This window comes from Devosia sp. Root105, assembly GCF_001424865.1.
In the GTDB taxonomy this organism is placed as follows: Bacteria; Pseudomonadota; Alphaproteobacteria; order Rhizobiales; family Devosiaceae; genus Devosia_A.
In genome coordinates this window covers 1,046,985-1,069,554 of record NZ_LMCR01000001.1, presented here as the reverse complement: position 1 = coordinate 1,069,554, position 22,570 = coordinate 1,046,985, and the positions used below count along the sequence as shown (strand labels likewise).

Genomic DNA, 22,570 nt, shown 5'->3' with positions numbered 1-22,570 from the left:
GGGGCGTGGCTAGGTTCGGCTACGCAACCGTCCGCACCATGGGATGAAGGCCAGACCCGATGACCGACCTCAGCGCGCCCCTCGTTCGCCGCAAGGCGAGGCAAGCCAAGGCCGACGCGTCCGCCGGCAGCGCTCTGCCGCGCCGCCACATCCCGGTTACCCGCATCGCCCTTGGCCTTGTCGCGCTGATCGCCGTCGGCGTCACTGCCCGCATCATGCTGGTCGATGACCCTGAGGGCGGACGCCCCAGCGCCACCGTCGATATCGCCGGCAGCAACCCCGCCAACAGCGTCGCCGGCGCCGTCGCCATGCCGCCGGGCGAAGTCACCATCACCGCCGACCCCGAGATGTACCCGGTGGCGCCCGGCGAGGCGGTGCCGGCGCCGGCCGATACCTCGCTGATCGATCCCGCGGCGCTTGACCCCGAAATGCTCGAGGAAACCGAGTTCGGCGCCATCCCGCGCATTTCGGGCACCGGCATCCGCCCCTTCGATGTCTATTCGCGTCCGTCCGACACGCCCGCCACCTCGGGCGGCAAGCCTTTGATCGCCATCGTCGTCTCCGGCCTCGGCCTCAACACCGAAGGCACGCTCGACGCCATCAGCAAGCTGCCCGAAGAAGTGACCCTCGCCTTCGCCCCCTATGGCAAGACCCTCGAGCGCACCGTCGGAGCCGCCCGCGCCGAGGGCCATGAGCTGTTCCTCGAGGTGCCGCTCGAGCCGTTCGACTACCCCGAGAACGACCCGGGGCCGGATACCCTGCTCACCGGCCAGGCGCCGCGCGACAATCTTTCGAAGCTGTTCAAGGTGATGAGCAGCTTCCCCGGCTATGTCGGGCTGATCAACAATATGGGTGCTCGCTTCACTGCCTCGGGCGCCGATTTCGGCCCGATGATGGAGGAGCTCGGAGCGCGTGGGCTCGGTTATCTCGATGATGGCTCATCCAACCGCTCGCTCGCCCCGCAGCTGGCCCGCGCCAACCGCGTCCCCTTCGGCCGGGTCAACACCATGATCGATGCCAATCCGGCGCGCGCCCCGATCCTCGCTGCCCTCTCCGACCTCGAACAGCAGGCCCGCGACAAGGGCTACGCCATCGGCATCATCTCCGCCTTGCCGGTTTCTGTCGAAGCGGTTACCGAGTGGGCCAGGGACCTTGGCGAGCGCGGGATCGAGATCGTGCCGGCCAGCGCCCTGATGGCGGGAGAACCGAGCTAATGCCCAAGCCCTCTGACAGGCCAAAGCGCGAAGACATGCCCTACCGCGATTGCGTCGGTACCGCCGTGTTCAACGCCGAGGGACTGGTGTTCATCGGTCGCCGCATGGCCGATGGCTCCGCCGATCGCACCGAGGTCAACGCTCCCTGGCAGATGCCGCAGGGTGGCATCGACAAGGGCGAGACCCCGATCGAAGCGGCCTGGCGCGAGCTGTTCGAGGAAACCTCGATCAAGACCGCCGAGCTGATCGCCGAGGCGCCGGAATGGATCTACTACGACCTGCCCGACGAAGCGCTCGGCATCGCGCTCAAGGGCAAGTATCGCGGCCAGCGGCAGCGCTGGTTCGCCTTCCGCTTCACCGGCAAGGACAGCGACATCGACGTTACCAGCCCCGATAACGGCCACCCCGCCGAGTTCGACAAGTGGCGCTGGGAAAAGCTCGAAGCCCTGCCGGACCTCATCGTCCCGTTCAAGCGCGACGCGTATTTGAAGATCGTCGAGGCCTTCAAGCATGTGCCCGCGGGCGTGCGGGGGTAGGCAAGGTGGCCTGAAAGCTCCGGGAATACGTCGCCGCCTCCGCGCGCTGCACACCCCCTCCCAACCTCCCCCGTCAAGGGGGAGGTGCCCATCGAGTTCGGGACCACGTAAGTGCCGCAACCACCGGCCGGCACCCTCCCCTTGACGGGGAGGGTTGGGGAGGGGTGTGCGGAGCCAGTAGAGGCGCTATTCGGGACCGGCTTGCAAGGCTCCACAAACCACGCCATCTGTTGCCCATGAAAACCATCGGCCTCATCGGCGGCATGAGCTGGGAATCCACCGCTCACTACTACGCGATCCTGAACCGCGAGACGGCGGCCCGGCTGGGTGGCCTGCACTCGGCGCCGGTCATCGTCCATTCGGTCGACTTCGCCCCGATCGAGGCGATGCAGCGCGCCGGCAACTGGGACGGCGCCGGTGAAATCCTCGCCGGCATTGCCCGCTCGCTCGAAGCCCAGGGCGCCGGGGTCATCGGGCTTGCCACCAACACCATGCATATCTGCGCCCCGCAGATCGTCGCGGCGCTCAGCGTACCCTTCGTCCATATCGCGGCGCCCACTGCCGACGCCCTCCTTGCCGACGGCATCGGCAAGGTCGGCCTGCTCGGCACCCGCTTCACCATGGAGAAGCGCTTCTACATCGACGGGCTGGAGCAGCGCGGCCTCGAGGTGCTGGTACCCGATATCGGCATCACCAACCTCAACGGCATCATCTACGAGGAACTCTGCCTCGGCATCGTCCGCGAGGAGTCCCGCCGCACCTATGTCGACGCCATCACCCGCTTGCAGGCCCGCGGCGCCGAAGCAGTGATCCTCGGCTGCACCGAAATCTGCATGCTGATCGACGACAGCGTCAGCCCGCTGCCGACCTATGACACGACGGATCTACACGCGCGGGCCCTGGTGGCGGCGGCGTTGGCTTAAGACTCGGTGCGTGGGGCCACCCCCACCCTTGATCCCTCCCCACAAGGGGGAGGGAGATCTGACTGTGAGTTCTCGGCTCTAGCGTCTCCCTCCCCTTGATGGGGAGGGTAGCGCAGCTGGCCGCGGCAGCGGCCTAGCGGAGCTGGGCGGGGTGGGGCCGCGCCGCCCCTAAGCCGCCCGCCGCATCCCGCCATGCGCCTGCTCCGCCACCTGGAACACCTCGACGATGCGGTCGAGCTCCGTCGCCTGTGCCTCGGTCTGCTCGATCGCCGCGTTGGTTTCCTCGACCAGCGCCGCGTTGTGCTGGGTCATCTCGTCCATCTGCCGCACGGCGGTGTTGACCTCTTCGATCGCCGAAGCCTGTTCGTGGCTGTCGCGGGCAATCTTTTCCATCAGCTGGTTCGACGAGCGCGCCGCGACAAGGATCGCCTCGAGCTTTTCGGCCGCTTCCGCCACCAGCCGCGAGCCGGCCTTCACTTCGCCGCCCGACTGCTCGATCAACGCCTTCACTTCGCTGGAGGCTCCGGCTGCCGATTGCGCCAGGCGCCGCACTTCGACGGCCACCACGGCAAACCCTTTGCCGGCATCGCCGGCGCGCGCCGCTTCCACCGAGGCGTTGAGCGCCAGAAGGTTGGTCTGGAAGGCGATATCGTCGATCATCCCGATGATGTTCGAGATCTTGCCCGATGAGCTGGTGATCCGCTCCATTGCCGCATTGGCTTCTTGCATCACGCCGCCGCCCTGCTCGGCCGCCAGCGTCACCCGCCCGGAGGCCTGGCTGGCCTGCTGCGCATTCTGCGCGTTGGCCGTAACGGTCGAGGCCAGCTGCTCCATTGCCGCCGAGGTCTCCTCGATCGTCGCCGCCTGCTTGGTGGTGCGTTCGCTGAGGTCATTGGCGCCGGAGAGGATCTCGCCGGTCGCCGTCTTCAGCGAGCGCGAGGTGCCCTTCAACTGCCCGACGATCTCGGTCAGCCGCTCGGCCACCGCGTTGGTATCGTCCTTCAGCCGCGCGAAGGCGCCGCCATACTGGCCGTGCACACGCTGCGTCAGGTCGGTCTGTGCCAGCGCCGACAGCACTTCGCCGGTCTCGCTCAGCCCGCGGTCCACCGTCTCGACCAGCGAGTTGACGCTGCCGGCGAGCGTGTTCAGTTCTGCATCGGGGAACTCCGCCGCGACGCGCTTCGAAAAGTCACCGTCGATCGCCGCGTCCACCACGCCGCCGAACGCCTGCTGCAGCTCGGCCATCATCTTCACCCGCGCTTCCTGGTCGCGGATGATGCGCACCGCTTCGGCTTCGGTCATTTCGGCGACTTTCTTGCCGTTCTCGCGGAACACTTCCACCGCCCGCGCCAGCGTGCCCACCTCGTCGACACGATCGGTCCCCTGGACAGTGACCGAGTAATCGCCTTCCGCCATCACCTTGACGGTGCGGCCCATCGCCCCGAGCGGCACGCCCACCAGCTGGCGGATCAGCCCGAACAGGATCGCACAGGCGGCCAGCACGCAGATTGCTGAAAGCAGGATAATCGTGGTGCGGCCTTCGTTCACCGCCGCCTGCAGCGTCGCCAGCGGCACGCTCGTCACCACCACCCAGCGGTCCTCGGTGCCGCCGACGCTGAACGGCGCCGCCGTCTGCCTGACGTCGGCATTGTCGGCTTCCTTGGCCATATTGTCGGCCAGCGCCGCGGTGACGATACTGCCCATCGGATCGGCTGCGTCGAGCGTCTTGCCGATCATCTGCTGGTCGGGGTGCGCGACGACGATGCCCTTGGCCGAAATCACCGCGACATTGCCGGTACCGAACGGCTTCAGCTCGGCCATCCGGGTGTTGATGTCGCTCAGCGACAGGTCGACGCCACCAGTACCGAGATAGGTTGCGCCATCCATGATCGGCGCCCCGAACGACATGATCAGCATGTCCTTGCCGGCCACCGTGTAGTTGTAGGGCTCGATGGCGACGGCGCGCCCCAGCGCCTTGGGCTGCAGGTAATAGTCGCCGGCGCCGGGCTGGTCGTAGCCGGTCAGCGCTTCCAGCACCACCGAACCCGAACCGCGGTTCCAGTACGGGATGTAGCGGCCGGTCGCGTCGTGCCCGGGCTTGTTCACCGCGGCGGCATCGTTGCCGTCGAGTGCATTGGGCTCCCAGCCCGACCAGGCGCCGAGCAGCCCTGGATTGCGCTCGAGGAACTGCCGGATGGTCGCGTCGTATACTGCGCGATCCTTGATCCCTGCGCTGTGCAGCCCCTGCAGTGCCGTGACGATCCCTTCGGCCGCCCGCTCGCCGCGCAGTAGGTCGGTAGAAACCTGCGCCGCGATTCCCTGGGTGGTTTCCGACTGCAGCTGGCGTGTCTGCGCCTCCATGGTGCCGCCGACCTGCTGCACCAGGAGCGTCATGCCGATGGCGAACACGGTCGTGAGGGCCGCGCCACCGAGCAGCGCAACCTTGAGGGAGAGGGAACGAATACGCATGCGGGGACGGCTCCTGCCGAATAGTGCTTTCTCGTGTATTCAGCGCAGTCCGCCGTTAAAGAACGGTCAACCACGATGGCCCCGATGCCAATATATTAGGCAACACCCTCGGCTCAGAAACGAGACCCCGGCCAGTGGCCGGGGTCCACGATCAGCGCCGCTGGGGCGCGTCAGAACTCCGCCCAGTCCTTCGCCACTGCCGCATTGCCCTCGCTGAGATAACTGCGGGCCGCCGCCTTCACCTTCTGCTGCAGAGCCTTGACGCTGCCGGGGCGCGGCTCGGCTGGTATCGACATCGCCCCGCTGTCCTCGATCGAGAACACGTCGACGATCTTGTCGAGTTCGGTCGCCTGCCCCTCGGTCTGCTCGATCGCCGCATTGGTCTGTTCCACCAGCGCGGCATTCTGCTGTGTCATCTCATCGAGCACCCGCACCGCCGAGCTCACCTCCTCGATGGCGCCCGCCTGTTCGCGGCTCGCCGTGGCGATACCCTCGATCAGGTTCGAGCTTTCGCGCGCCGTCTCCAGCATGGCGACCAGCTTCTGCGCCGCCTCGGCCACCAGCTTCGAGCCGCCCGCGACCTCGGTGCCCGACTGCTCGATCAGCGCCTTCACCTCCGATGAGGCGCTCGCCGCCGATTGCGCCAGCCGCCGCACTTCCACCGCCACCACCGCAAAACCCTTGCCGGCATCGCCGGCGCGGGCCGCCTCGACCGAAGCGTTGAGCGCCAGCAGGTTGGTCTGGAAGGCGATGTCGTCGATCATCCCGATAATATTGGAGATCTTGCCCGACGAGGTGGTGATCCGCTCCATCGCCGCGGTCGCCTTCTCCATCACCGCGCCGCCTTCGGTCGCCGTCTTGCTGACGTCCTGCGCCTTGATCGAGGCGTCGGCCGCCCGCTTGGCATTCTCGGTGACGGTCGAGGCCAGTTGCTCCATCGAAGCCGAGGTCTCCTCGATCGTTGCCGCCTGCTTGGTGGTACGTTCCGAGAGATCGTTGGCGCCCGACAGGATTTCGCCGGTCGCCGTTTTCAGCGCCCGCGATGTGGTCTGCAGCGAGGTGACGATCTCGGTGATCCGCTCCAGCGAAGCGTTGAATGCCTGCCGCAGCCCCTCGTACTGGCCGGTAAACTGGGTATCCACCCGCCCACCCAGGTCGCCATCGGCCATCCGCGCCAGCGAGGTTTTGAGCAGCTCGATGATCGCCTCGGATTTCTTGCGCTCGGTGATGTCGGACGCAAACTTCACTACCTTCATCGGCTTGCCGGCGGCATCGAATACCGGGTTGTAGGAGGCCATGATCCACACCTCCTTGCCGCCCTTGCCGAAGCGCTTGAACTCCGACGCGATGAACTCGCCGCCACGCAGCCGGGCCCAGAACTGCTCATACTCGGCGCTGGCGCCGTAGCTGGGCTCGACGAACATCCGGTGGTGCCGCCCCTGGATTTCCTCGAGCCGGTAACCCAGCGTCGCAAGGAAGTTCTCGTTGGCGCTGATGATGGTGCCATCGAGCTTGAACTCGATCACCGCCTGCGACCGGCTGATCGCCGCCACCTGCCCCGCCATGTCGGCTGCGCGGTTCTTCTGCTCGGTAATGTCGGAGGCGAACTTGATCACCTTGATCGGCTTGCCCGCCTTGTCGAGGATCGGGTTGTAGCTCGCCTGCAGCCAGATCTCCCGGCCACCCTTGCCGAAGCGGCGATACTCGCCGGACTGGAACTGCCCCGCCCCCAGCGAGCGCCAGAATTCGGCATAGTCCGGCCCCTGCGCCTGCACCGGATCGACGAACATCCGGTGGTGCTTGCCCTGGATCTCCTCCAGCGCATACCCCGTCGCACCGAGGAAATTGGCGTTCGCCGTGATGATGGTGCCGTCGAGCTTGAACTCGATCACCGCCTGGCTGCGCAGGATCGCCGCGACCTTGCTGCGATCATCCGAATGCGAGTTGCCGGTAAACCCGGCGAAAATAGACTGACCCATGACTTCTGCCCCCAAAAACCGCTTCTGCGGATCCGGCGTGATTTCAGCGCATATCCGCTTGAAGAACCTCCAAGCCGGGCATGCGTATTAACGCGCGGTACACCATGAGGTGTGCGCCTTCGCGCTTCTGTGAGCAGTTATTGCTCATATAGGCAGTTATGCCTATTTCGCGACCATTGTCGCTGCTGCAACGAAAAAGGGGGCCAGATGGCGCCCTTTCGCTGACAGGAGTAGCTGTTGGCCGTTGGCATGAACCCCATTCCTCGGTGGGGGATGCACCATTCTCACCACCTACTCGGTGTCATCCCAGCGAAAGCTGGGACCCAACTCACAGCCCGCGCAGGTGGAGAAATGGGTCCCAGCTTTCGCTGGGATGACCGCCGGTGGGTGGGCGAGGCGGTGGTCCAGCTCATCCGTGAAACGCGTTAGAACTCGTTCCAGTCGCTGCTGATCGCAGCGTTGCCCTGGCTCAGATAGACCTGCCGCGCCGCTTTCCGCGGCACGGCCGGCGCCGCGCCAGCCTCGGCGACGGTGAAGATATCGACGATCCGGTCCAGCTCGCCCGCCTGCGACTCGGTCTGCTCGATCGCGGCATTGGTCTGCTCAACCAGCGCCGCATTGTGCTGCGTCATCTCGTCGAGTGTCCGCACCGCAACGTTCACCTCCTCGATCGATGAGGCCTGCGCCCGGCTCTCGCCGGCGATCCCCTGCAGCAGTTCATAGTTGGTGCGTGCCCCCTCGAGCATCACCCCGAGCTTTGCTGCCGCTTCCGCCACCAGCTTCGAGCCGCCGGCGACTTCCGTGCCCGATTGCTCGATCAGCGCCTTCACCTCCGATGAGGCGCTCGCAGCCGATTGCGCCAGCCGCCGCACTTCCACAGCCACCACCGCAAAGCCCTTGCCGGCGTCGCCGGCGCGCGCCGCTTCCACTGAGGCGTTGAGCGCCAGCAGGTTGGTCTGGAAGGCGATGTCGTCGATCAGCCCGATGATGTTGGAGATCTTGGCCGACGACTGGGTGATCCGCTCCATCGCCGCCTCGGCCTCGCGCATCACTGCGCCGCCCTGCTCGGCCGTCCGCGAGACATCGGCCGCATTGCTGCTCGCCGATTCCGCCCGCTTGGCATTTTCGAGCACCGTTACCGCCAGTTGCTCCATCGCCGCCGAGGTCTCTTCGATCGTCGCTGCCTGCTTGGTGGTGCGCTCGCTCAGATCATTGGCGCCCGACAGGATCTCGCCCGTCGCCACCTTGAGCGAACGCGAGGTCGAGCGGAGGTTGGTCACCACCTCGGTCAGCCGGTCGCCGACCGCGTTGGTGTCGTCCATCAGCTTCTTCAGCGATCCCGCATAATTGCCCTCCATGCGCCGCGTCAGGTCGGCCTGCGCCAGCGCCCCGAGCACCTCTGCGGTCTCGCCGATTGAGGCATCGACCGTCTCGACCAGCTGGTTGACACCCTCAGCCAATGTCCTCAGATCCTGGTCGGTGAAGTCGGTGCCGACCCTACGGCTGAAATCGCCCTCCAGTGCAGCCCCCACCACGTCGCCGATCTCCTGGTTGAGCGCCGCCGCCGCATCGGCGCGCGCCACCGTCACCCGGGCAGTCGCCGCCGCCTCGCCGGCCAGCACATCGCGGCTACGCAGCGCCTCGCGGAAGATGCCGAGCACCCGGCCGAGGCCGTTGACCTCGGCAATCCTGTTATTGTCATCGACAGCAACCTCGAGGTCGCCCTCCGACAGCCGGCGGAACCCTTCGGTCATCCGCGCCAGGGGCTTGGCCACGAACCGCTGCGCCAGCAGCATCGTGGCGACCGCCAGCCCGACGATCAGGGCCAGCCCGCCCCAGGTCGCGATGTCGGAAAGCTGGCCATTCTGCTGGGCCGCCCCGAGCTGCGCCACATTGGCTGCCTCGATCGCATCGGACACCTGGGACATCTCGCCTTCGAGCACCTCGAAGCTCTGGTCGAACGCGGCAAGATCGGTCGTTGCGCCGGCAACGTCGAACTCAGTGGCCTTTTCCACCAGCGCCGTCGCCGCGTTGATGTAGGCGTCGAGGGGGCCCGCGAGGTTGTCGAGCGCCTTGCGAACGTCGGTCGGCACGTCAAGGCCGGCCTGTGACGCGATCGCCGCCCGGAACGAGTCGCCATAGGTCTTTACGTCGACATAAGTGTCCTGGACCATGGTGATATCGCCGGAAATCACCGCGTAGAGGCTGCGGTATACCAGCCCGCGCATGCTGTCGTGCAGCATGTCGGCGGTCATGTGAGCCCGCATCGAGCTCATCAGCGTCTCACTGCTATGGCCCGATGCCTTGAAGCCGGTGGAGACGTAAAGGCTCGCCCCCGCGACCACACCGCCGATCAGCACCAGCGCCGCGACCAACCCGAACACCAGGGTCCTGAGCCGCACGCCACTTCCCGACGCCGCCTGGGCGCGGGTTTCCGGCGTCGTCGACGCGCCGGCAGTACCCTTGTGCTTCATTCTGAAGTTCCGTCGGCCGACGCCACCGCCTTCTGGCGGCCCAGAGGACACACGCGGCCGGCGTGCGTCCCGATGTGAACAAAGGGTGCTCTCTGATGGTTAATGCGTAGTTGAAAACCCGACCTGAAGCTAAAATTCTGCCCAGTCGTCGGCCTTGATCGCAGTGTTGCCACGGCTGAGGTAAGTCTTCGCCGCTGCCTCCACCCGCTGTTCCAGTGCCTTGATCCCGCGCTGCGGCTGCAGTTCCACCACGGGCGAGGCCGCCTCGGCCTGGCCGTCGACGGTGAACACCGCAACGATCCGGTCGAGCTCGCTGGCCTGCGCCTCGGTCTGTTCGATCGCCGCGTTGGTTTCTTCGACCAGCGCCGCATTATGCTGGGTCATCTCGTCCATCTGCCGGACCGCGGTGTTGACCTCCTCGATCGCCGCAGCCTGCTCGCGGCTGTCCCGCGCGATACCTTCCAAGAGCTCGCGGTTGCCGCGCACCGCCACCAGCATCTGCTCGAGCTTGGCCGCCGCTTCCGCCACCAGCTTGGAGCCACCCTGCACCTGGTTCGCCGACTGCTCGATCAGCGCCTTCACTTCCGCCGAGGCGCTGGCCGCCGACTGCGCCAGTCGCCGCACTTCCACCGCCACCACCGCAAAGCCCTTGCCGGCGTCGCCGGCACGCGCCGCTTCCACCGAGGCGTTGAGCGCCAGCAGGTTCGTCTGGAAGGCGATGTCGTCGATCAGCCCGATAATGTTGGAAATCTTCGCCGAGCTCTCGGTGATCCGCCCCATCGCCGCATTGGCGTTGAGCATCACCGCGCCGCCGGCTTCCGCCGTCGTCGTCACCTCTGCGGCATTTTCCGAGGCGCCGGCGGCGCGCTGTGCATTGGCCAGCACCGTGGTTGCCAGCTGTTCCATCGCAGCTGACGTCTCCTCGATCGTCGCCGCCTGCTTGGTGGTGCGCTCGCTCAGATCGTTGGCGCCCGAGAGGATCTCGCCGGTCGCCGTCTTCAGGTCGAACGAGGTCTTTTTCAGCTGCGTCACGATATCGGTGAGCTTTTCGGCCACCGTGTTGGTGTTGTGCTTCAGTCGCGCGAACTCGCCCTCATAGGCGCCGTTCATCCGCCGCGTCAGGTCGGCCTCGGCCAGCGCCTCGAGCACGTCGCCGGCTTCGTTCAACCCGCTCGCCACCGTATCCATCAGCCCGTTGAAGTTGTTGGCGATGCGCTCGATATCGGCATCGGCGAAATGCGCGTCGATGCGTCGCGACAGGTCGCCCTTGAGCGTCGCCGCCACCACCCCATCGAAGGCGTTCTGGAAGGCCAGCATCATCTGGGCGCGCTCCGCCGCCTTCTCGTGCCGGGTGCGTTCGTCTTCATTCATTTCGGCGACGCGGATGCCGTTCTCCTTGAACACCTGCACCGCGGCCGCCATCTGGCCGATCTCGTTCTTTTCGCCCGCATAGGGCACCTCGGTCGCAAAGTCGCCCTCGGCGATCCGCGCCATCGTCTCGGTCACCCGGGTCAATGGGTTCGACACATAGCGCGTGCCGACATAGAGCGCCGCGCCGACGCCGGCGAGCAGCCCGAGCAGCGTTGCACCTGCCACCACCGGCAGGATCAGCGCCTCGAAACCGCCGATCTCGGCCTTGATCGCCTCGAACTGCGCCTGGTCGTTCTCCACCACGGCATCGATCTCGGCCTGGTAGGCCTTGCGGTTGGCGCGGTTGGCGTCGTTATTGCCCTGCGCATTGGCCTGGGCCGGATCGATCGTCGCCAGTCGTGCCGTCTCGGCGCGGAACTGCCGGAACTCCGCCGTCCGCGCCACCACCTGGTCGAACGCCGCCCGATCGGCTGCCGGCACCAGCGGCTGCCACTCGGCAAGGTGCGCATCGATCTTGTCGAGCGACTTCAGCAGCCCCTCGGCAAACGGCGCCGCCTTCTCGACATTGGGCGAGGCATAGATGCCGCGCGCATCCATCACCACCGCCGTCACCAGGCGGTTGAGGTGCTCGCCGTTGAAGGCCCGCTGCGATGCCGCTTCGAGCTGCTCGGTGCGCTCGGTGAACGACGCCGTCACATACATGGCGAGGCCGCCGATCGCTGAGACCACCAGGCCCATCACGGCAACGATAAGGAAAAGGCGGGTCCGGATCTTCATTGGTCTGCGCTCGCTCTGCTTCTGGAGTGGACGACGTCGTGGACGACTTGCGGCAATGACTGAGCGCGTCCGGAATTGCTTCCGGTGAACGGCCTCGTTTTGCTGGGGATCAATTGGGCGCGGCTCCACAACTGGCCGCGGCTGTCCTGGCCCCGGCGCGGTTAGTCTTGCTGCATTCCCGATATCGACAATTACGCAGTTTGCCTTAAGGGATGGTGAATTGCTTCCGGTTGCGTATTTAGGCGATCTCTGCCGTTGGACCTCCACCGCATCGTGCAGTCAGGAACCCTCTCCCGCTTGCGGGGGAGGGGGAACCACGCGACAGCGTGGTGGGAGGGGGGAGCCCCGAACACTGGCCTAGCCCCGTCCGCCCACCATTTGTGCGTGGGCACCCCCCTCCCACCAGCCTTTCGGCTGGTCCCCCCTCCCCCGTAAACGGGAGAGGGTGCGCCGACTGCGCCATCGGCGAACTGAGAACATGCAGTCGGAAGATCGTGCCCCCAAAAGCAAAACGGGCGCCCCGCAGGGCGCCCGTTTCGAATTCCGTATCTGCCGTCCGCTCAGTGTGCGGTGCTGGTCCCGACCGCAGCGTCGAGCAGCAGGTTGCGCCAGCCGTCGATTTCCGCCTGCAGGCGCATTTCTTCGTCGGCGGTGTTCGCCGCCTGCTGGGCGGTGAGCCCGGCGGCGATCAACCCTTCGATCTTCGCGCGGTCGAATTCGGCGATATCCTGCGCCTCTTCGGCGAGGATGGTCAGCCCCTCGGGCGAGATGTCGGCAAAGCCGCCACGCACGTAGTAGACGTGGCTGATCCCGTCATTGCGAACGACGGTCACGAAGCCCGGCTTCAGCGTGGTCATCAGCGGCGCGTGGTCGCCCAGCACGGTGAAATAGCCATCGGCGCCCGGCACGGTCACCGACTTCACGGTCTCCGACAGCAGCAGCCGCTCGGGCGAGACGATTTCGAGTTTGGTGCCTTCGGCCATGGTCCTGCCTTTGGGTTGAGCTGGGTCCGCCCTGAGGCGAACCCGAGTTCGTCAGATAAGCTTAAGCCGCAGCGGCCAGCTTCTGGGCCTTCTTGACCGCATCCTCGATGGTGCCGACCATGTAGAAGGCAGCCTCCGGGAGGTGGTCGTACTTGCCTTCGACGAGGCCCTTGAAGCCCTTGATGGTGTCTTCGAGCGCCACGAAAATGCCCGGAGTACCGGTGAAGGCCTCGGCCACGAAGAACGGCTGGCTCATGAAGCGCTCGATCTTGCGGGCGCGCGCCACGGTCAGCTTGTCCTCTTCGGAAAGCTCGTCCATGCCCAGGATCGCGATGATGTCCTGGAGCGCCTTGTAACGCTGCAGAATCTGCTGCACTTCGCGGGCGGTGTTGTAGTGATCTTCGCCAACGATGTTGGCCGACAGCATGCGCGAGGTGGAGTCCAGCGGATCCACGGCCGGGTAGATGCCCTTCTCGGAGATGGCGCGGTTCAGCGTCGTCGTCGAGTCGAGGTGGGCGAACGAGGTCGCCGGCGCCGGGTCGGTCAAGTCGTCGGCCGGCACGTAAATCGCCTGCACCGAAGTGATCGAGCCCTTGTTGGTGGTGGTGATGCGTTCCTGCAGTGCGCCCATGTCAGTGGCGAGCGTCGGCTGGTAACCCACCGCCGAAGGAATACGGCCGAGCAGTGCCGACATTTCGGCGCCCGCCTGGGTGAAGCGGAAGATGTTGTCGATGAAGAACAACACGTCCTGGCCCTGGTCGCGGAAGTGCTCGGCGACGGTGAGGCCCGAGAGCGCCACGCGGGCACGGGCGCCCGGCGGCTCGTTCATCTGGCCGAACACCAGGGCGCATTTCGAACCGGCGGTCGAGCCGTTGTTCTCATGCGGGTCCTTGTTCACGCCCGATTCGATCATTTCGTGGTAGAGGTCGTTGCCCTCGCGGGTGCGCTCACCCACGCCGGCGAACACCGAGTAACCACCGTGCGCCTTGGCGACGTTGTTGATCAGTTCCTGGATCAGCACGGTCTTGCCCACACCGGCGCCGCCGAACAGGCCGATCTTGCCGCCGCGCGCGTAGGGGGCGATCAGGTCCACGACCTTGATGCCGGTGACGAGGATCTGTGCTTCCGAGGCCTGCTCGGTGAACGACGGCGCTTCCTGGTGGATGGCGCGGCGGGCCCTGGTCTGCACCGGGCCGGCTTCGTCCACCGGCTCGCCGATCACGTTCATGATGCGGCCCAGCGTCTCGTCGCCAACCGGCACCGAGATCGGCTCGCCGGTATCGACGACGGGCGCGCCGCGGACCAAGCCTTCAGTAGTGTCCATGGCGATGGTGCGCACGGCGTTCTCGCCGAGGTGCTGCGCCACTTCGAGCACCAGGCGGCTGCCATTATTGTCGGTCTCGAGCGCGTTCAGGATCGCCGGCAGGTGACCATCGAAGGTCACGTCCACCACGGCGCCGATCACCTGCGAAACGCGGCCGACCGGCTTGCCGGAAGTCGCGACCACCGGGGTCGAAGCGGCCTTGCGGACGGCCGGGGCTTTCTTGGCGGCGGGAGCCTTGTCGGTCGCCGGGGCTTTTGCTGCAGTTGCTGCGCGGGCCATGATTTACCTCGTTCCTGCTAGAGCGCTTCCGCGCCCGAAATGATTTCGATGAGTTCTTTGGTGATCTGGGCCTGGCGCTGCCGGTTGTAGACCAGCGTCAGCTTCTTGATCATTTCGCCGGCGTTGCGCGTCGCATTGTCCATGGCGCTCATCTGCGCCCCGAAGAACGATGCGTTGTTCTCGAGCAATGCCCGGAAGATCTGTACCGAGATGTTGCGCGGCAGCAGGTCCTCGAGGATCGCTTCCTCGTCCGGCTCGTACTCGTAGTTCAGCGTGTCCGCCGCATCGGCGGCCGGCGCGTCGAACTTTGCCGGGATCAGCTGGTGCGCCGTCGGAATCTGCGCGATCACCGAACGGAAGCGTGCGTAGAACAGCGTCGCTACGTCGAACTCACCCGCCGCGTACATCGCCAAGAGCTTCTCGCCGACGGTCGCGGCGTTGACATAGCCCAGCGTCCGCACTTCGCGGAACGAGATCGTCTCGACGATCTTGTCGCCCAGCGTCCGCTTCAGGATGTCGTTGCCCTTGCGGCCGACGGTGAGGATCTTCACTGTCTTGCCTTCGCCGATCAGCTTCTGCGCCGTTTCACGGGCGAGACGGGCGATCGACGAGTTGAAGCCGCCGGCAAGGCCACGCTCACCGGTCGCAACGACCAAGAGGTGCACCTGGTCACGGCCGTTGCCGGCGAGCAGTGCCGGAGCATCCGCACGACCGGCATAGGCTGCTCCCAGCGCCGCGAGCACGTTGCCCATGCGCTCGGCATAGGGACGCGCCGCCTCGGCTGCTTCCTGTGCGCGGCGAAGCTTCGCCGCTGCCACCATCTGCATGGCCTTGGTGATCTTCTGGGTCGATTTGACCGAGGCGATCCGGTTCTTAAGGTCCTTTAGCGAGGGCATCGGGCCGCTCTACTCCCATAGCGAGGCCCGAACCGGACCCCGCGTTATTCTGAAAGGGCTTACGAGAACGTCTTCTTGAACGCGTCGATGGCGGCCTTGAGCTTGGCGCGCAGATCATCCGACAGCGCCTTCTCCTTGGCGATCGCCGCCAGCACATCCGCACCCTTGGAGCGGAGGTAGCTCAAGAGGCCCGCCTCGAACTCGCCGACCTTCGACACCGGCAGGTCGTCCAGGTAGCCCTGGCCGCCGGCAAAGATCACCGCGACTTCTTCTTCCGGCTTCAGCGGCGCGAACTGCGGCTGCTTCAGCAACTCCGTCAGGCGGGCGCCGCGGTTGAGCAGGCGCTGCGTGGCGGCATCGAGGTCGGAACCGAACTGCGCGAACGCGGCCATCTCGCGATACTGCGAGAGCTCGCCCTTCAGCGAACCGGCAACCTGCTTCATCGCCTTGATCTGGGCGTTACCACCCACGCGGCTCACCGAGATACCGACGTTCACCGCCGGACGGATGCCCTGGAAGAACAGGTTCGTCTCGAGGAAGATCTGGCCGTCGGTGATCGAAATCACGTTGGTCGGGATGTAGGCCGACACGTCGTTCGCCTGGGTCTCAATCACCGGCAGCGCGGTGAGCGAGCCCGAACCATGCTCTTCGTTGAGCTTGGCGGCGCGCTCGAGCAGACGCGAGTGCAGGTAGAACACGTCGCCCGGGTAAGCTTCGCGGCCCGGCGGACGGCGCAGCAGCAGCGACATCTGGCGGTAGGCCACGGCCTGCTTGGTGAGATCGTCGAACGCGATCACGGCATGCATGCCGTTGTCGCGGAAATACTCGCCGATGGCGGCGCCGGTCATCGGCGCGAGGAACTGCATCGGCGCCGGATCGGACGCGGTCGCCGCGATGACGATCGAGTATTCCATGGCGCCGGCGTCTTCGAGCACCTTGACGAACTGCGCCACGGTCGAGCGCTTCTGCCCGACGGCGACGTAGATGCAATAGAGCTTGTCCGTCTCCGAAGCGTTGGCGGCATGCGCCGGCTTCTGGTTCAGGAAGGTGTCGAGAATGACGGCGGTCTTGCCGGTCTGGCGATCGCCAATGATCAGCTCGCGCTGGCCGCGGCCGATCGGGATCAGCGCGTCGATGGCCTTGAGGCCGGTCGACATCGGCTCGTGCACGGACTTGCGCGGCAGGATGCCCGGGGCCTTCACGTCGACGCGGCGGCGTTCCTTGGCCTTGAGCGGGCCCTTGCCGTCGATCGGGTTGCCGAGCGCGTCGACCACGCGGCCGAGCAGCTCCTTGCCCACCGGGGTATCGACGATGGCGCCGGTACGCTTGGCGACGTCGCCTTCCTTGATGCCGCGGTCATTGCCGAACAGCACGACGCCGACATTGTCGGTTTCGAGGTTCAGCGCCATGCCCTTGATGCCGCCCGGGAACTCGACGAGCTCACCGGCCTGCACGTTGTCGAGGCCGTAGACGCGGGCGATACCGTCGCCAACCGACAGAACCTGACCGACTTCGGAAACTTCCGCTTCCTGGCCGAAGTTCTGAATCTGCTCTTTGAGGATCGCAGAGATTTCCGCGGCTTTGATATCCATTATCCGACCTCTTTCATCGCGATCTTCATCGCCGTGAGCTTGGTTTTGAGTGAGCTGTCGATCATCTGGCTACCGACCTTGACCACGAGGCCACCGATCAGGCTGGGATCGACATGTTGGTTGAGCGTGACGGACTTGCCGATCTTCGCCTTGAGCGTATCGGCCAGCGTCTTGACCTGGGCCGCGGTGAGCGGCGTCGCCGAGGTCACGTCGGCATTGACTTCGCCACGGGCGCCAGCGGCGCGCTCGCGGAACGCCTTGATGATCTCGGGCAGCGCGAACAGCCGGCCATTGCGGGCCACCACCCGGACAAAATTGCCGACCGTGGTGTGCGCCTTGGCGCGCTCCAGCACGGCATGGATGGCCTGCGCCTTCTCTTCGGTGTTGATCACCGGGGAGCGAAGGAACCGGGCAAAATCCGGGCTCTGTTCAGCCAGGGCAAGCAGATTTACCAGCCCCTGCTCGACCGCTGCGACGGAACCGTCGGCTGCGGCGAGATCGTAGAGCGCCGACGCATATGGCCGCGCGATCTGGGTAAGCACTGAATTCTGCGCTGCCAATGCCCCGTCACCCTCGTGCTGCGCAACCCGAATCCGGCCGATAGAGGCGCCGGAGGCTGCTTTCGCTTATGATTGTTCGCCGGGAAAAGCTGATAGCCCCCCGGATTTCGCGCCCCCTCTAACATGCGAGATCGGCACCCGCAAGGCACCGGAACACGAGTCTTTCGGGGAGTTTTGTCGCAGGGGCGGGCCTCGCTGATCCTCCCCCGTTCACTGGCGCTGGTCGATCGTCGACAACGACCGGTGCCGGCAGGGAAGGTGTCCCTTGTGTCACCGTTGGGCGAGGCGTATTTTTTCACCTGCTGACGTCCGTTGTGAGGTGTGGATCATGCCACTCAATCGTCGTTGGGTGATCGCCGCCGGATCGGCGGCGTGTTTTGCGGGATTAAGCCGCAGCGCACTGGCCGAGACCTTGCGCCGCGCCGCAGCGAGCGGGCTGCCGCTGCTGAGCGAGGCCTCGCTGAACGCCATGATTCCGTCGCCCGAGGAACCGGACTACGCCGAAGTGCTCGGTGAAGCGGCGCGCGACATCCGTAGCTTCCTGCGTGCGCATTTCACGCTGACGGCCGAGCAGGATGAGGAAATCGGCACCATCTCCGATGGCTCGCGACGGTTGGCCGGTGCGCTGCTCAAGCGTTCGGCCAAGGGGCGATGGCGCGTCAGCGTTCGCGTCGGCGAAATGATCGATGAGGTGAGGCGCCGCGAGGACGAACTCCGAAAAAAGAGCAAGGAGGCCGAGAACGGCGCGAAGTTCGTCAGGATCATGGGCACCGCCCCCGCCCAGTCCGGCGAGCAACCCAAAACAACGGTAGTCGAGTTCCGGCTGGGCGCGCCGCCGCCAAAGCCGCCCCCGGAGGAGCCGTCCTCTTCGTCATCATCGACGGACAGCGGCCCCGAGCCGCCAGATATCGACTAGCCGGCGCCCAAGACGAGGATCGCGGCTGCCCGTGAGACGACCTGCAGGCCGTTCGCACGATCGCAAAAGATCCTGACGGACCTCTCCCCTGAGGGAGAGGTCGCCGCGGAGCGGCGGGTGAGGGGGCCTTTCTGCCGGCGCTAGAGGAACGACTGCGGATCGATATCCACCTGCACCCTGAGGTTCCCCGTGGTCTTGGGCGCCTGCTCCAGCCAGAACCGCACGTAACCGCTAAGATCAAAATCCTTGCCGGATTGCGCCAAGAGCCGCACCCGGTGCCTGCCGCGGATCATCGAGATCGGCGCGTCGGCTGGGCCGAACAGCTTCAGCCCTTCCGCCAGTGGCGCGACGCTCAGCAGCTGCTTGGCATAGGCGAAGGCCGGGTCGTGCTCGTTGGCCGAAACGATCAGCGCCGCCAGCCGGCCGAACGGCGGCAGCCCACCCGCCTCGCGCGCCAAGAGTTCATGCTTGTAGAACGCCTCGCGATCGCCTTTGACCATCGCCTTCATCACCGGGTGATCCGGATGATAGGTCTGGAGGAACGCCTTGCCGGCCCGGTTGGCGCGGCCGGCGCGCCCCGTTACCTGCGTCAGGATCTGGAAGGTCCGCTCCGCCGCGCGCGGGTCGCCGCGGTCGAGCCCGAGATCGGCATCGAGCACCCCGACCAAAGTCAGCTTTTCGAAATGGTGCCCCTTGGCCACCAGCTGCGTGCCCACCACCAGGTCGTATTCGCCGCGCTCGATCTCGGCAAAGCGCTCCTTGAGCTGCTGGTTCGAGCCCATGTCGGAGCTGAGGATCACCATGCGCGCGCCCGGGAAGCGCTCCGCCGCCTCTTCGGCCACCCGCTCGATCCCCGGCCCGATCGGTGTCAGCGAGTCGACCGCCCCGCACTCGGTGCACGCCTTGGGCACCCGCTGCTCATGCCCGCAATGGTGGCACATCAGGACGCCGCGGAAGCGATGCTCGACCAGCCAGGCCGAGCAATCCGGGCACTGGTACTGATGCCCGCACGCCTTGCACAGCGTCAGCGGCGCATAGCCGCGTCGATTGAGGAACAACAGCGCCTGCTCGCCCCGGTCGAGCGTCGCGAACACCTCGCGCGCCAGCTTCGGGGCGATCCACTGCCCTTTCTCCGGCGGCTCCTCGCGCATGTCGATCGGCGCGATGTCCGGCATCCCCGCCTCGGCGAAGCGCGAGGTCAGCAGCACATGCTTGTAGCGCCCCTGGTTGGCATTGTTCCGGCTCTCCACCGACGGCGTCGCTGAGCTCAGGATCACCCGCGCCTCGGCAAACCGCGCCCGCACCACCGCCATGTCGCGGGCGTGGTAATTCACCCCGTCATACTGCTTGAACGCCCCGTCATGTTCCTCGTCGAGCACCACCAGGCCGAGCTCGCGGAACGGCAGGAACAGCGCCGAACGTGCTCCCAGCACCACCCGCACGTCGCCGTTCAGTACCGAGCGCCAGGTCCGCGCCCGCTGTGCCGGCGTCATATCCGAATGCCACTCGGCCGGCTTGGTGCCGAAGCGTTTGGAGAACCGCTCGACAAAAGTCGAGGTCAGCGCGATTTCCGGCAGCAGCACCAGCGCCTGCCGGCCGGCCCTGAGCGTATCGGCCACCGCCTCGAAGAACACTTCGGTCTTGCCGCCGCCGGTCACCCCGTCGAGCAGCGCCACCCCGAAACCGCCGACATCGATCTCGCGGATCTGCGCCATTGCTGCCGCCTGCTCCTCGTTCAACGTCGGCGGCGCCGCGTCCGGGTCGGGCGGCAGTGCGATCGGTGGCGGCGCCATCTCGACCCGCTCGAGCGCCCCGGCCTTCTCCAGCCCCTCGACCACCGAGGCCGAAACCCCGGCCTCGCCGATGATCGCCGATTTGGCCCAGGCCTGCCCATCGAGCAGCAGGTCGAGCACCTTGTCGCGCGATTTGGTGCGCTTGTCGGGTTCGACGCCAGTCAGCCGGAAGGCGGTGATCGGCCGCTCCGGCTCCAGCGCCTCGGTCGAACGCAAGACGCTCCTGAGCACCAGCCCCGGCGCCGCCAGGGTGTATTTCGACACCCAGTCGACCGTCTTCAGCAGCTCTTCACTGAGCGGCGGCGTGTCGAAGACCTGGGCGATGTCCTTCAGCCGGTTATGCGCGTAATTGTCCTTGGGCAGCCCCCAGACCACGCCCAGCGTCAGCCGCCCGACCAGCGGCACCGCGACGATCGAGCCGCGCTGCACCTCCATCCCATAGGGCACGCGGTAGCTGTACGGTCCATCGACCGACACGCTCACCATCACCGCCACGATGTCGGGGGACTTTTCCATCTGTGCTCGCTTTGTTCACGGCTGAGATGGGAATTGCAAGTGCCTTCGCCAAACTCTTACGCTGCTGCCGCGTTCTGTCAGCAGTCTCGGTTCAATTACCCGTGCCCAACCACACGAGGAGCGTCCCATGCCCAGCACGATTCCCGAAGGCTACACCACCGTCACGCCGTGGATCATTTCCAGCGACACCCCGCAGCTGATCGATTTCCTCGTCGCCGCCTTCGACGGGGTCGAACTCAGCCGTATGGCCAACGAGGATGGCAGCATCGGCCACGCTGAGATCCGCATCGGTGACGCCGTCGTGATGGCCTTCGACGCCCCGGCCGGCCTCGCGGCCATGCCGGCCTTCATCCGGCTCTACGTTCCCGATGCGCGCAAGGGCTTCGCCAAGGCGCTCGAAGCCGGCGCCACCGAAGTCACCAAGCCGACGCTGCTCGCCTTCGGCGACCGCGTCGCCCGTGTCCGCGACCCGCTCGGCAATATCTGGTGGCTGCAGCAGCGCGTCGAGGAGGTCTCTGAATCCGAGATGCAGCAGCGCTGGGGCGACCCGAGATGGTCGGAACCCATGGCCTATGTACAGAACTCACTGGCCGAAGCGCTGAAGCACTAGGGGCGCCGGGCCTCCAGCCCCGCGCCTGGTCGCCCAATCACTGCCGTCATCCCCGCAGGCGCACATGCGCTAAGCTATGATCGTGCCCACCCACCGGCCGTCATCCCGGCGAACGCCGGGACCCAGTGCACAGCCCTATCCACCCGCATAGAACCATCCGACCTTTCGGTGATGGACCGGCAAGGCTTGTGCCTGCCTACCCTCAGAGCAGTGGGTCCCGGCTTTCGCCGGGATGACACCGAGTTTGCGGCGCTGTCTGGTGGCAAGTCCCGCCTGCGCGGGAATGACACCGCTGGGGAGGTCACATCACCAGAATCGGCGACCCACTCGGCACCCGCTGATACAGATCGATCACGTCCTGGTTGAGCAGCCGCACGCAGCCCGACGAGATCGCCTTGCCGATGGTCCGCTCGTCGGTCGCGCCGTGCAGCCGGTAAATGGTGTCGCGCCCATCCTTGAAGATGTAGAGCGCACGCGCCCCGAGCGGGTTTTCGAGGCTTGGCGCCATGCCGCGCCGATAGGGCTCGAGCTCGGGCTGCCGGTCGATCATCTCGCTCGGCGGCGTCCAGGTCGGCCATTCGCGCTTATACTGGATCACGCCGCGTCCCGACCAGGTGAAGCCGTCACGGCCGATGCCGACCCCGTAGCGCATCGCCTTGCCGTTTTCCTGCACCAGGTAGAGGAAGCGGTGCGCCGTATCGACCACCACGGTGCCGGGCCGCTCGCCCGTCGGATCGTCCACCACCTGCCGCCAGAACTGCGGTTCGATCAGGTCCATGCGGGCGGCCGGGATCGGGAAGCGCTCGTTCGGCTGCGCCGCATACATGGCGAGCACGTCGTCCGGAATGCGGACGGTTTCGGTTTCCAGCCGGGGCGCGCCGGAGGTGGCGCAGCCGGCGAGGGCGAGGGCTGCAAAGCTCGCCGCCCCGGCGAGCAGCGCCCGGCGGCCGATGATCAGGTCAGTCATTTGAAATGTCTCGTTTAGCGGCCGGGAGGCGGCCGCGTTGTCAGGAGGATGGCGATGTGGGGGGATTCAACCCAGCCGAGGCGGCGGCAGTTCTGCCACGGGCGAGCGACCTTGCCGCATCGGCTGGTCGGCCAGCCCGAAGGCCCATTGCGCCACGGTCGCCCGAGGCACTTCGACAACCCGCCGGCTCAGTTCCGGCTGCGGCGGCATCACCCGTTTGCCGCCCTGCATCTCGCAGGGGTTCGGCAGATGCGCCGGCCCGCCATCGTGGCTGGCGCTCACGGTCGGCAGCCCGCTATTGGCAATGCAGACCCCAGCCGCGAAGCTGGGGCTCAACAGCGCGAGCAGCGCGACGCAGAGCGCCAATATGGCAGTCAACCGATGCATGCCG

17 protein-coding genes are annotated in these 22,570 nt (G+C 66.2%); 5 read left to right on the top strand and 12 right to left on the bottom strand.

Annotated elements, in window-relative coordinates:
* The first annotated feature begins 59 nt into the window (after positions 1-59).
* The 3 genes from ASC68_RS05075 to ASC68_RS05065 all read left to right on the top strand — a co-directional run bounded on the left by ASC68_RS05075 (position 60) and on the right by ASC68_RS05065 (position 2,673).
* Complete coding sequence (locus ASC68_RS05075; protein WP_055875634.1) at positions 60-1,214, top strand: divergent polysaccharide deacetylase family protein; 1,155 nt, start codon at positions 60-62, stop codon at positions 1,212-1,214.
* On the top strand, positions 1,214-1,750 hold the full coding sequence (locus ASC68_RS05070) for an RNA pyrophosphohydrolase (protein WP_055875631.1): 537 nt from the start codon (positions 1,214-1,216) through the stop codon (positions 1,748-1,750). The genes ASC68_RS05075 and ASC68_RS05070 overlap by 1 nt, the downstream gene beginning before the upstream one ends.
* A 236-nt stretch (positions 1,751-1,986) precedes the next feature.
* On the top strand, positions 1,987-2,673 hold the full coding sequence (locus tag ASC68_RS05065) for an aspartate/glutamate racemase family protein (RefSeq protein ID WP_055875628.1): 687 nt from the start codon (positions 1,987-1,989) through the stop codon (positions 2,671-2,673).
* 168 nt (positions 2,674-2,841) lie between these two features.
* Here the strand turns inward: ASC68_RS05065 and ASC68_RS05060 are convergent, their stop codons facing one another.
* The 9 genes from ASC68_RS05060 to ASC68_RS05020 all read right to left on the bottom strand — a co-directional run bounded on the left by ASC68_RS05060 (position 2,842) and on the right by ASC68_RS05020 (position 17,377).
* Positions 2,842-5,142, bottom strand: coding sequence for a methyl-accepting chemotaxis protein (locus tag ASC68_RS05060; protein ID WP_055875625.1), 2,301 nt, complete (start codon positions 5,140-5,142; stop codon positions 2,842-2,844).
* A gap of 170 nt (positions 5,143-5,312) precedes the next feature.
* Positions 5,313-7,121 (bottom strand): methyl-accepting chemotaxis protein, encoded by a 1,809-nt coding sequence (locus ASC68_RS05055; RefSeq protein WP_055875622.1) that lies wholly within the window; start codon positions 7,119-7,121, stop codon positions 5,313-5,315.
* A gap of 425 nt (positions 7,122-7,546) precedes the next feature.
* Positions 7,547-9,595, bottom strand: a complete 2,049-nt coding sequence (locus ASC68_RS05050) for a methyl-accepting chemotaxis protein (protein ID WP_055875619.1) — start codon at positions 9,593-9,595, stop codon at positions 7,547-7,549.
* 129 nt (positions 9,596-9,724) lie between these two features.
* Positions 9,725-11,743 (bottom strand): methyl-accepting chemotaxis protein, encoded by a 2,019-nt coding sequence (locus tag ASC68_RS05045; protein WP_055875616.1) that lies wholly within the window; start codon positions 11,741-11,743, stop codon positions 9,725-9,727.
* A gap of 560 nt (positions 11,744-12,303) precedes the next feature.
* Positions 12,304-12,726, bottom strand: a complete 423-nt coding sequence (locus tag ASC68_RS05040; RefSeq protein ID WP_055875614.1) for a F0F1 ATP synthase subunit epsilon — start codon at positions 12,724-12,726, stop codon at positions 12,304-12,306.
* Positions 12,727-12,787: 61 nt separating this feature from the next.
* Positions 12,788-14,329 (bottom strand): F0F1 ATP synthase subunit beta, encoded by a 1,542-nt coding sequence (gene atpD / locus ASC68_RS05035; RefSeq protein ID WP_055875610.1) that lies wholly within the window; start codon positions 14,327-14,329, stop codon positions 12,788-12,790.
* A gap of 17 nt (positions 14,330-14,346) precedes the next feature.
* A complete protein-coding gene (locus ASC68_RS05030) occupies positions 14,347-15,225 on the bottom strand; it encodes a F0F1 ATP synthase subunit gamma (RefSeq protein WP_055875607.1) in 879 nt (292 codons plus the stop codon).
* 59 nt (positions 15,226-15,284) lie between these two features.
* Positions 15,285-16,817 carry a F0F1 ATP synthase subunit alpha gene (gene atpA / locus ASC68_RS05025; RefSeq protein ID WP_055875605.1) on the bottom strand — a complete coding sequence of 511 codons (1,533 nt, stop codon included), beginning with the start codon at positions 16,815-16,817 and terminating at the stop codon, positions 15,285-15,287.
* Complete coding sequence (locus ASC68_RS05020) at positions 16,817-17,377, bottom strand: F0F1 ATP synthase subunit delta (RefSeq protein ID WP_055875602.1); 561 nt, start codon at positions 17,375-17,377, stop codon at positions 16,817-16,819. The genes atpA and ASC68_RS05020 overlap by 1 nt, the downstream gene beginning before the upstream one ends.
* A 328-nt stretch (positions 17,378-17,705) precedes the next feature.
* On the opposite strand from ASC68_RS05020, the gene ASC68_RS05015 reads away from it, so the two are divergent.
* Positions 17,706-18,293: a hypothetical protein gene (locus ASC68_RS05015; protein WP_156387244.1), complete on the top strand. Its 588-nt coding sequence runs from the start codon at positions 17,706-17,708 to the stop codon at positions 18,291-18,293.
* Between the two features lie 140 nt (positions 18,294-18,433).
* Here the strand turns inward: ASC68_RS05015 and ASC68_RS05010 are convergent, their stop codons facing one another.
* Positions 18,434-20,602 (bottom strand): primosomal protein N', encoded by a 2,169-nt coding sequence (locus tag ASC68_RS05010; protein WP_055875596.1) that lies wholly within the window; start codon positions 20,600-20,602, stop codon positions 18,434-18,436.
* Between the two features lie 127 nt (positions 20,603-20,729).
* On the opposite strand from ASC68_RS05010, the gene ASC68_RS05005 reads away from it, so the two are divergent.
* Positions 20,730-21,212, top strand: coding sequence for a VOC family protein (locus tag ASC68_RS05005; RefSeq protein WP_055875591.1), 483 nt, complete (start codon positions 20,730-20,732; stop codon positions 21,210-21,212).
* Positions 21,213-21,513: 301 nt separating this feature from the next.
* Here the strand turns inward: ASC68_RS05005 and ASC68_RS05000 are convergent, their stop codons facing one another.
* Together ASC68_RS05000 and ASC68_RS04995 are read right to left on the bottom strand one after the other, a co-directional pair.
* A complete protein-coding gene (locus ASC68_RS05000; RefSeq protein WP_055875588.1) occupies positions 21,514-22,179 on the bottom strand; it encodes a L,D-transpeptidase in 666 nt (221 codons plus the stop codon).
* Between the two features lie 66 nt (positions 22,180-22,245).
* On the bottom strand, positions 22,246-22,566 hold the full coding sequence (locus ASC68_RS04995) for a hypothetical protein (RefSeq protein ID WP_156387243.1): 321 nt from the start codon (positions 22,564-22,566) through the stop codon (positions 22,246-22,248).
* Between the last annotated feature and the right edge of the window lie 4 nt (positions 22,567-22,570).